Source organism: Williamsia maris, from assembly GCF_024171815.1.
GTDB classification, from domain to species: Bacteria; Actinomycetota; Actinomycetes; order Mycobacteriales; family Mycobacteriaceae; genus Williamsia_A; species Williamsia_A maris.
Genome location: NZ_JAMTCJ010000003.1, coordinates 1,134,762 through 1,149,154 on the forward strand (window position 1 = coordinate 1,134,762; position 14,393 = coordinate 1,149,154).

General features: G+C 67.5%; 18 protein-coding genes. 12 read left to right on the forward strand and 6 right to left on the reverse strand.

Annotated features, from left to right (window positions below):
* Positions 1–164 precede the first annotated feature (164 nt).
* Entirely contained in the window at positions 165–1,343 is a 1,179-nt protein-coding gene (locus tag LX13_RS18525; protein ID WP_253662720.1) for an NADH:flavin oxidoreductase/NADH oxidase, read from the forward strand.
* Here the strand turns inward: LX13_RS18525 and gmd are convergent, their stop codons facing one another.
* The 3 genes from gmd to LX13_RS18540 form a co-directional block, all read right to left on the reverse strand.
* On the reverse strand, positions 1,344–2,399 hold the full coding sequence (gmd, locus tag LX13_RS18530) for a GDP-mannose 4,6-dehydratase (protein WP_253662721.1): 1,056 nt from the start codon (positions 2,397–2,399) through the stop codon (positions 1,344–1,346).
* Between the two features lie 73 nt (positions 2,400–2,472).
* The gene (locus tag LX13_RS18535) at positions 2,473–3,366 is read right to left on the reverse strand and encodes a sialate O-acetylesterase (RefSeq protein WP_253662722.1); all 894 of its coding nucleotides are present in this window, start codon (positions 3,364–3,366) and stop codon (positions 2,473–2,475) included.
* A 42-nt stretch (positions 3,367–3,408) separates the two neighbouring features.
* Positions 3,409–4,461: an LLM class F420-dependent oxidoreductase gene (locus tag LX13_RS18540; RefSeq protein ID WP_253662723.1), complete on the reverse strand. Its 1,053-nt coding sequence runs from the start codon at positions 4,459–4,461 to the stop codon at positions 3,409–3,411.
* Positions 4,462–4,588: 127 nt separating this feature from the next.
* Between LX13_RS18540 and LX13_RS18545 the strand changes: the two genes are divergently transcribed.
* From LX13_RS18545 to menE, 6 genes are all read left to right on the forward strand, one after another.
* Positions 4,589–5,047, forward strand: coding sequence for a VOC family protein (locus LX13_RS18545; RefSeq protein WP_253662724.1), 459 nt, complete (start codon positions 4,589–4,591; stop codon positions 5,045–5,047).
* 80 nt (positions 5,048–5,127) lie between these two features.
* Positions 5,128–6,363: an inorganic phosphate transporter gene (locus LX13_RS18550; protein ID WP_253662725.1), complete on the forward strand. Its 1,236-nt coding sequence runs from the start codon at positions 5,128–5,130 to the stop codon at positions 6,361–6,363.
* A 35-nt stretch (positions 6,364–6,398) separates the two neighbouring features.
* Positions 6,399–6,683 carry a hypothetical protein gene (locus tag LX13_RS18555; protein WP_253662726.1) on the forward strand — a complete coding sequence of 95 codons (285 nt, stop codon included), beginning with the start codon at positions 6,399–6,401 and terminating at the stop codon, positions 6,681–6,683.
* 7 nt (positions 6,684–6,690) lie between these two features.
* Complete coding sequence (locus tag LX13_RS18560) at positions 6,691–6,996, forward strand: DUF3349 domain-containing protein (RefSeq protein WP_253662727.1); 306 nt, start codon at positions 6,691–6,693, stop codon at positions 6,994–6,996.
* Between the two features lie 137 nt (positions 6,997–7,133).
* Positions 7,134–7,469, forward strand: coding sequence for a DUF3349 domain-containing protein (locus LX13_RS18565; protein ID WP_253662728.1), 336 nt, complete (start codon positions 7,134–7,136; stop codon positions 7,467–7,469).
* The gene (gene menE / locus LX13_RS18570; RefSeq protein WP_253662829.1) at positions 7,466–8,626 is read left to right on the forward strand and encodes an o-succinylbenzoate--CoA ligase; all 1,161 of its coding nucleotides are present in this window, start codon (positions 7,466–7,468) and stop codon (positions 8,624–8,626) included. Before LX13_RS18565 ends, menE begins: the two co-directional genes overlap by 4 nt.
* Positions 8,627–8,634: 8 nt before the next feature.
* Here menE and LX13_RS18575 read toward each other — a convergent pair whose 3' ends face one another.
* Positions 8,635–8,859, reverse strand: coding sequence for a hypothetical protein (locus tag LX13_RS18575; RefSeq protein WP_253662729.1), 225 nt, complete (start codon positions 8,857–8,859; stop codon positions 8,635–8,637).
* 148 nt (positions 8,860–9,007) lie between these two features.
* On the opposite strand from LX13_RS18575, the gene LX13_RS18580 reads away from it, so the two are divergent.
* Positions 9,008–9,277: a hypothetical protein gene (locus LX13_RS18580; RefSeq protein ID WP_253662730.1), complete on the forward strand. Its 270-nt coding sequence runs from the start codon at positions 9,008–9,010 to the stop codon at positions 9,275–9,277.
* On the opposite strand, the gene LX13_RS18585 is transcribed toward LX13_RS18580, so the two are convergent.
* The gene (locus LX13_RS18585) at positions 9,278–9,925 is read right to left on the reverse strand and encodes a nitroreductase family protein (protein ID WP_253662731.1); all 648 of its coding nucleotides are present in this window, start codon (positions 9,923–9,925) and stop codon (positions 9,278–9,280) included.
* Between the two features lie 201 nt (positions 9,926–10,126).
* Here LX13_RS18585 and LX13_RS18590 point away from each other — a divergent pair, with 201 nt between their 5' ends.
* The 4 genes from LX13_RS18590 (at position 10,127) to LX13_RS18605 (ending at position 13,542) form a co-directional block, all read left to right on the forward strand.
* Positions 10,127–10,813 (forward strand): LuxR C-terminal-related transcriptional regulator, encoded by a 687-nt coding sequence (locus tag LX13_RS18590; RefSeq protein WP_253662732.1) that lies wholly within the window; start codon positions 10,127–10,129, stop codon positions 10,811–10,813.
* Positions 10,780–12,006 carry an ATP-binding protein gene (locus LX13_RS18595; protein ID WP_253662733.1) on the forward strand — a complete coding sequence of 409 codons (1,227 nt, stop codon included), beginning with the start codon at positions 10,780–10,782 and terminating at the stop codon, positions 12,004–12,006. The genes LX13_RS18590 and LX13_RS18595 overlap by 34 nt, the downstream gene beginning before the upstream one ends.
* On the forward strand, positions 12,003–13,085 hold the full coding sequence (locus LX13_RS18600; RefSeq protein WP_253662734.1) for a DUF8320 family protein: 1,083 nt from the start codon (positions 12,003–12,005) through the stop codon (positions 13,083–13,085). Before LX13_RS18595 ends, LX13_RS18600 begins: the two co-directional genes overlap by 4 nt.
* 196 nt (positions 13,086–13,281) lie before the next feature.
* Positions 13,282–13,542 carry a LuxR C-terminal-related transcriptional regulator gene (locus LX13_RS18605; RefSeq protein ID WP_253662735.1) on the forward strand — a complete coding sequence of 87 codons (261 nt, stop codon included), beginning with the start codon at positions 13,282–13,284 and terminating at the stop codon, positions 13,540–13,542.
* Positions 13,543–13,544: 2 nt separating this feature from the next.
* Here LX13_RS18605 and LX13_RS18610 read toward each other — a convergent pair.
* Positions 13,545–14,393 (reverse strand): LCP family protein (locus tag LX13_RS18610; protein ID WP_253662736.1); only part of this gene is annotated, 849 nt, incomplete at its 5' end.

Genomic DNA, 14,393 nt, shown 5'->3' on the forward strand with positions numbered 1-14,393 from the left:
CGACGCCTCACCGAGATGCTCGCATTGCGGTGAGCAGTTCTTTACGGGACGACAGGGCACCGTAACCCCGCTGATGCACCTCGCTGGTCAACTGGAACCCGAGCCGGTCCCCGACGACGCGAACCGCCGATCCCCACGTCCCGCCGAACCACTCGGAGACACCCATGCCCAACCTGTTCTCACCGTTCACGCTCAAAGGCGTCACGCTGCGCAATCGAATCGTCATGTCCCCCATGACGATGTATCAGTCCACCGACGGGAAGATGAACGACTTCCACGTCAGCTACCTCGGCGCTCGCGCCGCCGGCGGTTTCGGCCTCGTGTTCCCCGAGCAGGTCGCCATCACCCCGGACGGACGGACGTCGACCACCTGCTCCGGCATCTGGGACGACGACCAGATCGAGGGCCACAGGCGCGTCACCGACGCCATCAAGATGTTCGGCGGCGTCGCGGGTATCCAACTAGGACACACCGGCCGCAAGGGCAGCGAGGTACCGAAGTACAAGACCATCGACGGATACCCCGGCGGATCGCAGCTACCGCCGGATCATCCGCAGGGGTGGACCTGCCGCGCCCCGTCGGCCATCCCCTACGGCGGCGATCACTCCTTCCCCGTCCACGAGCTGACCCGCGACGAGATCAAGGACCTCTACAAGAGCTACGCGGATGCTGCACTCCGCGCGGTGGACGCCGGCTACGAATGGCTCGAGATGCACTACGCGCACGGCTATCTCGGCGCGAGCTTCTTCTCCCCGTTGGCGAACCAGCGGACCGACGAGTACGGCGGCAGCCTGGAGAACCGGACACGGTTCCACCTCGAGGCCCTCGACGCGGTCCGCGAGGTGTGGCCGTCCGAGTTCCCGCTCACGATGCGCCTGGGCTCCGACGACCTCAACCCCGACGGCACCCAGTTCGACGACGCGATCACCGCGATCGGATGGATGACCGAGCACGGTCTCGACCTCGCCGACATCTCGCTCGGGTTCAACACCGACGACATGCGCAACAACCCGATGGGAAACCAGGGCTTCATGCTCTCGCGGGCCGAGCGCCTGCGGAAAGCAGTCGACATCCCGATCGCCACGAGCTGGAACCTGGGCGTGCCGGAGAAGGCAGACGAGGTCATCAAGAACGGAACCATCGACCTCGCCTTCCTCGGGCGGCCCGCGCTGGCCAATCCGCACTGGCCGGTCTGGGCCGCACGAGAACTGGGTTACGACAACCCCTTCGAGCTCGTCCCCGACGACTGGCGGTGGTGGCTGGAGAACTTCCGCGGGCACGAGCCCAGCATCGGCCTGCCTCCGGCGGCCGAGATCCTGGCCGACGAGGAGTCCGCGGCCTGATCAGTGGGGGCCTCGACCACCGGTGACGTCGCCGCCCGACCAGGACGGCAACGTCACGGTGTCGATCCAGGGCGTCGAGTCGTGCGCGAGTGCGGCGATGTCCGCGTCGACCATGATCCGCGCGAGTTCACCGACACCCACGGATGGTTTCCATCCCAGGAGCCGTTCGGCCTCGGTCGCGTCGCCGATCAACGAGTCGACCTCGGTGGGGCGAAGATACCGCTCGTCGAAGCGGACATGTTCCTCCCAGTCCAGTCCCGCGTGTGCGAATGCGGCGATCACGAATTCCTTGACGGTGCAGGGGATCCCGGTTGCCAGCACATAGTCCGAGGGCTCGTCGGCCTGCAGCATCATCCAGGCGCCCTCGACGTACTCCGGCGCGTACCCCCAGTCGCGGACAGCATCGAGGTTTCCGAGGTACACGTGCTCCTGACGACCGGCCGTGATGTCGGCCACGGCGCGGGTGATCTTGCGCGTCACGAAAGTCTCCCCGCGGCGGGGTGATTCGTGGTTGAACAGGATCCCGTTGACTGCGTACATGCCGTACGCCTCGCGGTGATTCCGGGTCATCCAGTAGCCGTACAGTTTGGCGGCGCCGTACGGCGAGCGCGGATAGAACGACGTCTTCTCGTTCTGCGGCGGTGGTGTCGCACCGAACATCTCCGAACTCGACGCCTGATAGAACCGGCAGTCTGGTCGCGCGAGCCGGGTGGCCTCGAGCATGCGGGTGACGCCCATCCCGGTTGCGTCACCGGTGTGTTCGGGTTCGTCGAAGCTCACCCGCACATGGGACTGCGCGGCGAAGTTGTAGACCTCGTCGGGCGCGATGTCGGAGAGCAGGGTGATCAGTCGCGCGCTGTCGCCGAGATCGCCGTAGTGCAGATGCAGCCGGGTCCGGGTCTCGTGCGGGTCGACGTACAGGTGCTCGATGCGCGCCCGGTTGAACGACGAGGTCCGTCGGATCAGACCGTGTACCTCATACCCCTTGCCGAGGAGGAACTCGGCGAGATACGAACCGTCTTGTCCGGTGATACCGGTGATCAGAGCCGTTGGCATGACCCAGACTAGGCCGGACCGGTCTCCCCGGTCCCGAGAACCGACCACCGGCCCGTGTCGGACGCGGCGGGACTCACGACGCGGGCCTGCCCACCATCTCGGCGTAGGCCGCATACATGCGCCGACCGATCTCGCGGCCGGCCTCGGCGTTGAAGTGCGGATCCTCGCCACCGTTGAGCATGCCGTCGGGCGAGGGCACGAATCGCGTGTGCGGATGCCGATTCGGGGTGTCGCGGTGCACGGCGTCGATCCCGGCGAGCTTGGGCGGGCCGAGGCGCATGTACTCCGGACTGAGCTGACCGAGGATGAACGGCGCGGGGCCGTACCGGACCTTCAGCGAGGCGATCAGCAGATCGAACTGGGCCTGGTACTCGTCGGCGGGGGTCAACGGGCCGTCGGACTCACCTTGATGCCACAGGATCGCGGTGACCGGCTGCCCGGTGAACGCCAGCGCCGAGTCGATCTGTTTGCACGCGTACCGGAACAGGTTGACGCGGACCTGCGTGTTGCCGGGATCCCAGGAGTACCCGTTCTTGGGGTAGAACGACGTGTCGCCACGCGCGGTCGGGACCAGCAGCACGGGCTTGCCGGTCTCCTCGGCCAACTGCGCACCGAAGGTGGTCGCGAATCCGACGCCACCGCCCGGGACCTCGTGCAACAGAGGCTCTCTCGCCTCCAGGACGCGACCCTTCTGGCGCCCGCATCCCGGCCACTGGTGCACGCGGGGATGTGGAGCCGGGGCGGTGACGCCGGGCGCCTCGAGGCCGGCGCCGCTGGCGTTGGACTGCCCGAGGATCGGCACCACGAGATACGGCTCGTCGACCGGTTGCGCGGGCACACCGGTCGCGATGGCCTGCTTGACGATGGTCTTCGCCCGCATCAGCAGCTGGAGCTTCAGGGGGAAGCTGCCATGGATCGCGCGGTCTTCGTCGTAGGTACGCAGTACCGGGTCGAACGGTGACGGCATCAAGACTCCTCTACGGGCACCCGCGACGAGTTCTCGCCGCGATCAGGCAATCATCCCTTTGAGAAGGCGGATCTGCTCGACGTTCGCGGCGTGGTCGGCAGCCATCGGGGTCGCCAACGCCATCGTGACGCCGCCGGCCTCGAAGGCCTGCACCCGATCCCTGACCTCGTCGGCCGATCCGATCAGCGAGATCTGACGCACCAGATCGTCGGGAACCGCGTTGGCCGCCTCGTCCTTCTTGCCGTCGAGGTAGAGGTCCTGGATCTCCTTGGCCTCGTCGACGTAGCCGTAGCGCACGGCGAGGTCGTTGTAGAAGTTCTTGCCCCGCGCACCCATGCCGCCGACGTACAGCGCGACCTGATGCGCCACGAGCGCACGGGCGTTGTCCTTGGCGGTCTCGTCGTCGCTGATCAGCAACGCGGTGGTCACCGAGATCTGCAGTTCTCCCAGCTCGGCCTCACGCTTGGCCTTGCCGGCCTTGAGCGGTTCACCGAACGCGGCGTCGACGTGGTCGGGGTGGAAGAAGATCGGCTGCCACTCCTCGAACTTCTCCGCGGCCAGCGCCACGTTCTTCGGGCCGATCGCGGCCAGGGCCATCGGGATGCGCTCGCGCACGGGGTGGTTGATGAGCTTGAGCGGCTTGCCGAGTCCGGTGCCGCCGTCCTCCTTGGTCAACGGGAGCTTGTAGTACTTGCCGTCGTACTCCAGGCGCTCACGGCGCCACACCTTGCGACAGATGTCGGCGTACTCGCGGGCCCGGCCGAGCGGGGCGTCGTATTTCACTCCGTGGAACCCCTCGATGACCTGCGGCCCCGAGGCACCGATGCCGAGCACCGCGCGGCCACCGGAGATGTAGTCCAGGCCGGCGGCGGTCATCGCGATGTTGGTGGGCGTGCGGGTGAACAGCGGCAGGATGCCGGTGGCGAGCTCGAGGGTCGTCGACTTCGCGGCGATGTAACCGAGCTGACTCACCGCGTCGTAGCTGTACGCCTCGGGGACCGCGACCCGGTCGAGTCCCGCCTTCTCGAACTCCAGGAGATTGTTGATCGTCTCGCTGAAATCTCCGGCGTAGTTGATGCCCATACCGATCTTCATGCGCGAACCGCCCTTCCACGACGTCGTCGTCGATGATGCCCGATCAAGTGATCGGGTCCGTCGCCGCCTCGACAATAACTCGACTTATGGTTCCGCCCAAGAGCCGGGATGCGATAAAACAGTGACGGTGGAGATCTTGAGTGCCCGTGTACTGCTGCGGCCCGCCGACGCGGACGCCACCCTGCGCTTCTATCGCGATCAGCTGGGGCTGGCCATCGCTCGCGAGTACGGAGCCGGAGTCGTGTTCTTCGCCGGTTCGACTCTCATCGAGGTGGCCTCGCACCTGGAGTCCGATGTCACCGGACCCGGCACCGACGCGACGGGTCTGTGGCTTCAGGTCCGCGATCTCGATGCCACCGAGGCCTCCCTGCGCGACGCCGGCGTCGCCATCGCACGTGAGGCCCGGACCGAGCCGTGGGGACTGCGCGAGATGCACGTTCTCGACCCCGACGGACGAACGCTGATCTTTGTCGAGATCCCGGCCGGACACCCCCTTCGGACCGACGTCCGTAGCGCAACGGACCGGCGAGAATCGGACACCACGCCGATCCAAGATGAACAATCGGTAAACGGTGGCTGTAGTTAGTCCAAAGGGCCAGGTGGAGCCGTGAGGACAGGTCACGGACGCTTAGACATTTACGGCTTCGTGACATCACAATGAGCGCCATGAGCGCAGAAATGTTGATCCTGGTGTTGCTGGTGGTCACAGCACTCGGCTTCGACTTCACGAACGGCTTCCACGACACGGGCAACGCGATGGCCACGTCCATCGCGACCGGGGCCCTCAAGCCCAAGGTCGCGGTGACCATCGCCGCGATCCTCAACCTCGTCGGAGCGTTCCTCTCCGTCCAGGTCGCGGCGACCATCACCAAGGACGTCCTCAAGATCCAGCAGACCAAGGGCCCCGGCGCGGGCGACCTGGTCAGCGGACTCGACGGCCAGAAGGCCCTGGTGATCATCTTCGCCGGCCTGATCGGCGGCATCCTGTGGAACCTCTTCACCTGGCTGTTCGGTCTGCCCTCGAGCTCCTCGCACGCGCTGTTCGGTGGCCTCATCGGCTCCGGCCTCGCCGCCATCGGCACCTCCGGCGTCAACTGGGAGGGCATCACCCAGAAGATCATCATCCCGGCGCTGCTCGCCCCGGTGATCGCGCTGCTCGTCGCCGCGCTCGGCACCTGGCTGATCTACGCCATCACCTCCAAGATCGTCGACAGCAAGAAGGAGGGCGGGTTCCGCACAGGTCAGATCGCGACCGCCTCGCTCGTCTCGCTGGCCCACGGCACCGGCGACGCACAGAAGACGATGGGCGTCATCGCCCTCGCCCTCATCGCGACCGGCCACCTGTCCGCGGGCTCGGTCAGCGAAGGCCTGCCGATCTGGATCGTCTTCTCCTGCGCCATCGCCATCGCCGCGGGCACCTACCTCGGCGGCTGGCGCATCATCCGCACCCTGGGCAAGGGCCTGGTCGAGATCAAGGCCCCTCAGGGTCTGGCCGCGGAGGCCTCCTCGGCCGCGATCATCCTCACCTCGAGTGCCGCAGGCATGGCGCTGTCGACCACCCACGTCGCCACCGGCTCGATCCTCGGATCGGGTGTCGGCAAGCCCGGCGCATCGGTGCGCTGGGGTGTCGCCGGCCGCATGATCGTCGCCTGGGTCACCACGCTCCCCCTCGCCGGCCTGGTCGGTGCCGCCACCTTCTACATCGCCAACTCCATCGGTGGAGCCGCCGGGGCCATCGTCATCTTCGTGATCCTGGTGGCGCTGTCGGGCTACATGTACTGGCGCGCACAGCAGCAGAAGGTCGACCACAACAACGTCAACGCCGACTGGGACGAGAAGTCCAACACGGTCATCCCCGCCGAGATCGCCGCGGAGAACCCGGCCACCGTCGGCACCCGCTGAGCACCCACAGATTCAGAACCGAGGAAACGTAGAAGATGGAAACCTTCGAAGCCATTCTCAAGGTGCTGGTCATCGGACTGGTGCTCGGAGCCGGCCTCCCCGCGGTCTTCGCGATCGGACTGCGGCTCTACGCGGCCGGCAGCGGCGGTATCGGTGACGACGGCTCGACCACCGCACCCAATCCGGCCCTCAAGGCCGCGGGCGCGTTCCTGTTCCTGCTCATCGCGGCGGTCATCGTGGTCGGGATCCTCTGGATCACCCGCACCACGATCAACTACCACTTCGGGGTGAACCTCTTCCCGTTCGCGCCGGTGAAGTGAGCTGACGATGGCCGACACCAGGACATTCGACGCGATCCTCGACTGGGTCCGCGCGGGGTACCCCGAGGGCGTGCCCCCGAAGGACTACTTCCCGCTGCTGGCGCTGCTCAAGCGCTCGCTCGACGAGGAGCAGGTCACCCGGGCCATCCTCACCGTCTTCAAGGAGCACGGCACCGACGATCCGGTCACCGAGGACCAGATCCGCGGCGCGATCGCGAAGGTGATCGAGCTGGAGCCGAACCCGGAGGAGATCAACCAGGTCGCCTCCCGGCTCGCGTCGGTCGGTTGGCCGCTCTCCGCTCCGGTGAACTGAGCCCGTCCCGAACGATCACCCACGGGCGCCGAGCGAGCAAGTACTCGTAACGGCCCGGATGTGCCAAAATCGACCGTACGGCGTGCAGCATCGCGCTCCGAGAACAGTTCGCCAGTCCACGCACGCGGGGAGGCAGCATGGACCGCCCACAACTCATGCGCTCGATCATGAACTGGTTGCGTGCCGGCTATCCCAACGGCGTCCCGACCAACGACTACGTCCCGCTCATGGCATTGCTGCGCCGTCAGCTCTCCGACGACGAGGTCCATGAGATCTCCGACGCGTTGATCGCTGATGCCGCCGACCACGGTGAGACCGAACCCATCTCCCGCGTCGACGTCGGAGTCCTGATCACCAAGGTGACCGAGGAACTGCCGTCCGAAGCCGACATCGCCCGCGTGCGAGCCATCCTCGAGGACGCGGGCTGGACCTTCGAGGCCGGCCAGCGCGGCGGGACGTCTGACGCGTCCTGAGAACTCTCACCGCTCTCCCGCTGCCGTCCGGCCCCGCGGTCCTCGATCTCATCGGCTCACTCACCGACATCCTCGCCGGGGCCGTCGCCGCCCTGCCGGTGCCCGCCGCCGACCCCACCGAGACCGATCGGCTCGCCGCCGCTCTCGGTGCCGGCGAACCGATCGACGACGCGGTGTCGCTGGTTGTCGCGACTTCGGGGACGACCGGGATCCCCAAGGGCGCGATGCACACTCCCGCGACTCTCTCGGCCTCGGCCGCGGCGACCGAGTCCTTCCTCGGCGGGCCCGGCGGCTGGCTGCTCGCGTTGCCGCCGCACCACATCGCCGGCCTGCAGGTGATGCTGCGCAGCCTGCGCGCCGGACACACCCCGGTGATCATCGATGTCGCGGGAGGGTTCGACCCGGCCGACCTGATCGCCGGTATCGACGCCATGAGCGGTCCCCACCGCTACACCTCGCTGGTACCGACGCAGCTGATCAAGACCCTCGACGACCCCTCGGCCACCGCAGCGCTTCGCGAGGTGGACGCGGTGCTCGTCGGTGGTGCCGCCACCCCGGCCCTACTGCAGCAACGCGCCATCGACGCCGGCATCCCGATCGTCCGGACCTACGGCATGAGCGAGACCTGCGGCGGCTGCGTCTACGACGGCGTCGCCCTCGACGGGGTGCGGATCCGTCTCGCCGACCCGAATCCCGACGGCATCGGACGGGTGGTGCTGTCCGGTCCGGTGGTCGCGCTCGGCTACCGCAACCTGCCCGACCACCCGGCGTTCACGACACCCGGCGAGTACCGCACCGATGACCTCGGTCGGCTCGACGACGCGGGAGTGCTCAGCATCGTCGGACGAGCCGACGAGGCGATCAGCACCGGCGGTCTGACCGTCGTCCCACAGGTCGTCGAGGCGGTCATCCTGAGCGATCCGACGGTCGCCGAGTGCGCGGTGCTCGGCCTGCCCGACGAGCGCCTCGGCGAGCGTGTCGTGGCGGTCGTGGTCGCAGCGAGCGGCGCCGTCGTCACCACCGAACGGGTTCGCGCGGTGGCCGCCGAGCAACTCGACCGGACCGCGGTGCCCCGTGAGGTGTTCGTGGTCGACGAACTGCCCCGCCGTGGACCCGGAAAGGTCGACCGGGCCGCATTGCGACGCACCCTGTCCTGACCGTCGGGTCAGTCGACGCCGCCGGCCCGGATGCGCAACACCTCGTCGACCCGACGGATGACGTGGTCCCGGTCGAATTCGTCGAGCACGGCGATGTCGCCGAACGGCTCGGTCGCGTGCTTGCTCACATCGGCGAAAGTGAGCGCATCGGTCGGTATCGACCCGGCCCGCATCCGATCATCGATCGCGTCGATGATCGCCGCGGCATGCCGTTCCACCTGTTCCTGTTTCATCAGTACCCCCGGCGGAAATGGTAGCCAAGGGCCCCGTTCTTCGTCATATTGCCGAGGGTGACGCAACGTAGCTAAAATTCGACCGGCTCGTCGGTACCGGTTCGGGTGAGCCCGTCACCACCCATGACCACGAACGGCGCCGACACTGATGCCCATCTCCGAACAGTCCTTCCACGCCCTGGTCATCCTGAACCTGCTCTTCGTCACCGGCGCGTGGTGTCTCGCACGCCCCAGCCTGCCCGCGGCAGCCGTGCTCACCGTGGTGGCCGTGCTGTGGTCGCGGTTCAACGGCCCGATCGAGGGCCGGGTCCTCGTGTCGTTCAACGTCGCGCACGGCGTCACCGAGTCCGACCTGTTGTCGATCGTCGCGGTCGTGATCGCCGTGGTCGCCTTGTGGCGGGTCAGACGGTCGCGCTGATCACCAACGATCTACGTGCAGGACCTCGTCGAGGGGTGCGCGTGACGCGGGCTTGAACGTTTCGCCGGTGTAGTACGCGGTCGGGATCAGGGCTCCCTGGGAATACCCGTCGGGGATGCCGAGGATCTCGGCGACCTCGGCCTCACGAGCGAGATGCAATGTCGTCCAGGCAGTTCCGAGTCCGCGGGCGCGCGCGGCAAGAGCATAGCTCCACACCGCGGGCAGCAGCGACCCCCACAGCCCGGCCTGATTGCCCTGCGGCAGAGCGCCTCCCGTCTCGATACACGGGATCAGCAGCACCGGGACGTCGCCCATCGTCTCGCCGAGGTACGCAGCACTCGCACCCACACGCTGCTGCACCTTCGCGCGCTCGGGGTCGTCGGCGAACAGAGAGGACGCCGACGCGCCCGACCCGAGGTACTTCTCGGTCACCTCCCCGTATATCTGGCCGACACGGCGTCGCTGCTCGGGATCGGTCACCACGATCCACTGCCACCCCTGACGATTCGACCCCGACGGGGCCTGCAGTGCGATCTCCAGACACTCGCGGATCAGTTCCATCGGAACCGGCCGGTCGAGGTCCAGGCGCTTGCGCACGGTGCGGGTGGTGGTGAGCAGTTCGTCGACGGTGAGATCGGGGATGGTCATGGGTTTCATGGTGCCACCACGCCTACCGGAGTTGGGTGTCCCCTGTTCACGGGATTGTCCGATGCCCTGAGCACTGCCAATCTGGAGTCCAGGTAGCCGATCGTGACTAGTCACAGTTCAGATGCAACTGGACGACATCGCCGGTAAGAATATCTCGGTGACCACGAAGAACACGCGACGGCTCAACGACGAGTCGGCGCAGTGACCGACGATCAGACCGCGGCAGGCAAGGCGACACCCGAGCGGTACCGCATAGGAGTTGTCGATGATCACGAGATCTCGATCCTGGGCCTCGAGGCGATGATGTCGACCACGCCGGACCTGGAGTTCATCGGGGGCGCACCGACGGCCGACGAGCTCCTCGCGATCAGCACGGACCTCGATCTGGCCGTCCTCGATCTTCGGCTCGGCGACGGGACCTCGCCCCGCAGCAACGTTGAGAAGTTGCGCACGCACGGGATCGAGGCCCTCGTCTACACCTCCGCCGAGGAGGCCTTCCTGGTGCGCTCGGCGGCGGCCGCCGGAGTTCTCGGCGTCGTCCGCAAGTCGACCCGCGCCACCGAGGTCCTCGACGCGATCCGGTCGGCCGCGCGCGGCGAACAGGTCGCGACGATGGACTGGGCCGCGGCGATCGATGCCGACGCGGACTTCGTCGACGTCAATCTCAGTCCGCGCCAACGCCAGGTCCTGGAGCTGTACGCCGCGGGCGAGCCCGCCGCGCGTGTCGCCTCGGTGACCGGGCTGTCCGGCGACACCGTGAACCAGTACCTCGGGCGCATCCGCCAGAAGTACGCCGCGGCGGGCAGACCAGCACCCACCAAGACCGATCTCTACAAACGTGCGGTGGAGGACGGATGGCTACCGATGCCCCGCCGATTCCGCCGCTGAGAGGCACGCCGGCCACGGCGACGCGAGCAGGTGCGGGAAGCGCCGAGACGCGGATCCTAGGCCAGTTCGGCATCTTCGTCGGCGCCGGCTACATCGCCTACCTGGTCATCACGTCGACGTATTTCCCGGCGGCTGCCCGCGTCTCCGCGGCATGGTGGTCCATCCCGTCGATCGTCATCGTGTTCGCGGCCGGCATCACCATCGGCATCGCAGGTATCGCCCGATCGGTGCGCGGCATCAACATCACCACCACCATCGCCCTGCTCGGCTTCCTCGTGGTGATCGCCATCTGGCCACTGGCGTGGAACGGCGGCGTCATCGACGATTCGCACGGACTGTGGTTCGTCCAGTTCAACGGTCTGCCCGCACTCGCTGCGGCACTGATCTGGCGGCCGCCTCGCGCATTGCTCTATCTCGTCATCGTCGTGGTCATCGCGGCCTACGACAACTATCTCGTCCGGACGCCGAACGTCGCCAGTCCGTTGCTCACCGAGATCGCCTTCGCCGGCGGATTCTGTCTGGTACCGGTGGCCGCCGCGCTGATGGGAGTGCGCACCGCCCGCCTGCTCGACCACACCCGTGAACGCGCGTACGGCGTGGCGCGTGCCGCCGCGTCCGCGCAGGCCGTGGCCACCGAGCGCGCCCGGTTCAACGCCCTGACCCATGACGGCGTGATGGCCACACTGCTGGCCGCAGCACGTCAGGGCAACACACCGACAGTGACACGTCAGGCGAACACCACTGTCGACAACCTCCATCGCCTCGACGCGGAATTCGTGGTCGCCCACGACCTGGACGCCCGCGCGGCGGCGGCGGTGATCCGCAACGGCATAGCCGAGGTGGACCAGTCGATTCCGATGAGTGTCACCGGAACCGGAGATGTCGGCGACACCGGCTACGCACCCGAGGTGATCCGAACGATCTCCGCCGCAGCTGCCGAAGCGGCCCGCAACACCGTCCGCTACGCCACACCCACCGGCCGACGTGCCCAGGTGGAGTTCGCAGCAGGGTCGGTAACGGTGACCGTCTCCGACACCGGGCCGGGCTTCGACACCCGCGCGGTCCCGGCACATCGCATGGGTATCGCGGTGAGTATCCACGGCCGAATGGCTTCTCTGCACAACGGAACTGCTCACATCGAGTCGCAACCAGGGACCGGTACGACCGTCACTCTGGGGTGGACCACATCGTGACGAAGCTGACGAGCGCGCCGCTCACGACGACGACACCCACCGTCGACGATTCGAGTCTCGACCGCGGCCCCCAAGACGCGCGCGCTCTGCTGGGCATGCACACCGTCGGAGCGCGATTTGTGCTCGCGGCCTACCTGGCGTGCATGGCGTACGTGAACTTCACGTCCCTGGAGGGTGTCTCGACAGTGTGGCCGTCGGTGATCGCGCTGGTCGCACTCACCGCGGCTGCGGTGGCGTTGATCTCGGCCCCTGGCGATCCGCTCCCGGTTCGGTGGGCGTTGCTGATCGCGGCGGCCTGTCCGGTGACGGCGGTGCTGACGTTGTCGGTGTCTCCCGCCCCACTCGCCGTCAGCACCCAGGGGTGGGCCCACGGTGCGACGACGGTGCTGCTGTGCTTCCTGTGCGTGCGCGGACGTACGACGTTCGCCTGGCTCGGACTCGCGGGAAGCGTGGCCGTGCACACGATCTGGGCGTCGCTCGTCGGTCTCGGGGCGACGACCGGACTGGGAATGGTGCTGATCGACTTCGGGCCGGTGGCCATCGGCGCGGTCTTCTCACTCACCATCCGCCCCGCTGCCAAGGCCATCTTCGAGCTGCGGGCGGCCGGGGCGCAGCAGGCAGCCGTCCTTGCCGCCCGTACCGCCGCAGCAGCCGAACGCGACACCCAGCTGGCCGAGCTCGATCGTCTGGCGCGGCCGATGCTCGACCGGATCGCCTCGGGAGCCGAGCTGACCGCCGCCGAACGCTCCACCTGTGAACTCCTCGAGGCCCACCTGCGCGACCGACTACGCGCGCCCGGGCTGGTCTCTCCCGCCATCGCCGACGCCGCGCGATCGGCCCGCGCACGCGGCGTCGAGGTCATCCTTCTCGACGACCGCACCGCCGAACCGCTTACCCCCGACGCCCGCGAACGCATCCACACGGAGGTCGTCGACACGCTCGTGCGGGCGCGGTCCGGCGATGTCCGGGTCCGTCTGCTCCCGCCGCACCGTGCAGCCGCGGCGTCGATCTACGTCCGCAGTGGCCACGACACCGGCCGTCGGGAGTTCGACGCCACCGGAGCCGACGTCGACCGGTGACCGAGTCCGGCAACCGTGATGCGGGCGGCGCTGTGCGTCGTGAACCTGTCGGTCGCCGATGCGAACATGTCCGCAACTAAAGGTGACACCAGCTCGGGGGACACCATAAGTCGGGTCTGTCGCATTGTCGGACCCCCGCCCTACTCTCGGGTACGGCCGGATACGAGACGACGGCCCCTGCGACACGAGGACCTCGATGACCACCCTGATGGAACCCGTCACCATGCCCGCCCGACCCGATCTGAGCGCCCGCGAGGTGGAGGTCCTGCGCATGTGGGTCCTGTGCGACTCGAAGGACGAGGTCGGTACGCGGTTGTTCATCGCGGGCACGACGGTCAACACCCACATCTCCCGCATCCGCGCGAAATACGAGGTGGTCGGTCGGCCGGCGAACACCAAGGCCACTCTGCTCGCGCGGGCCCTGCAGGACGGCTACGTCGAACTCGACGATCTCTGAGTTCAGTCGACGCAAGGGACGCCGAAGGCCGAGGTGGTCACGGGCGCTCCCTGGTCCGGGGTCGGGTCCACTCCCGTGGTGGCCGTGCCCGACAGGGCCTCTACCGACGGACGCGGATCGGCAGACGTCGGCGCGGGTGGGATGAGTCCGAATGCGGTTTGGACCTGGGTTCTGATGGCGGTGGGGTCGATGATGTTGACGTCCTGGCCGTCGATGGTGTCGTACCGCTGGACCGGCAGTGTGGTGAACCGCGTGCTCTGGCCGTTGATGTCGCCGATGCGGTGGGCGTAATCCACGACGTTCCATCCCGCCGACAGGGTGACGTCGCGTTGGGCCACCGTGACCAGGGCGTCGAGTTTGTTCAGGTCGCCGAACACCCCCGATGAGGACAGGGCGTGGGTGACCGAGAGCAGGAATGCCTGTTGGCGGTGGGTGCGGTCGAGGTCGCCGTTGTCGAGGCCGTGGCGTTGCCGGACGAACGCCAGTGCCTGGGCTGCGTTCAGGGTGTGCACGCCCGCGGCGAAGTGCGCACCCGAATAGCTGTCGGAGACCGCGTGATTCAGGCAGACCTGCACCCCGCCCAAGGCTTTGGTGATGTCGTAGAACCCCACGAGACTGACCTCGGCGAACCGGTCGATCGGTACCCCGGTCAGGGCTCGGACGGTCTGCAGTGTTTCGGCGCGTCCGGCGTCGCGGCTGCGTGATTCCAGCGTCGCCTGGTCGGTGACGCCGGCATCGATGAGGTGTTGTTCGGTCTGGGCTTTCTTCAGTCCGTATGCCTCTTTGATCTTGGCGTGGTCGTAGCCGTCGATGCCGACGACGGGCACGTAGTCGTCGCGCGGGATGGAGAA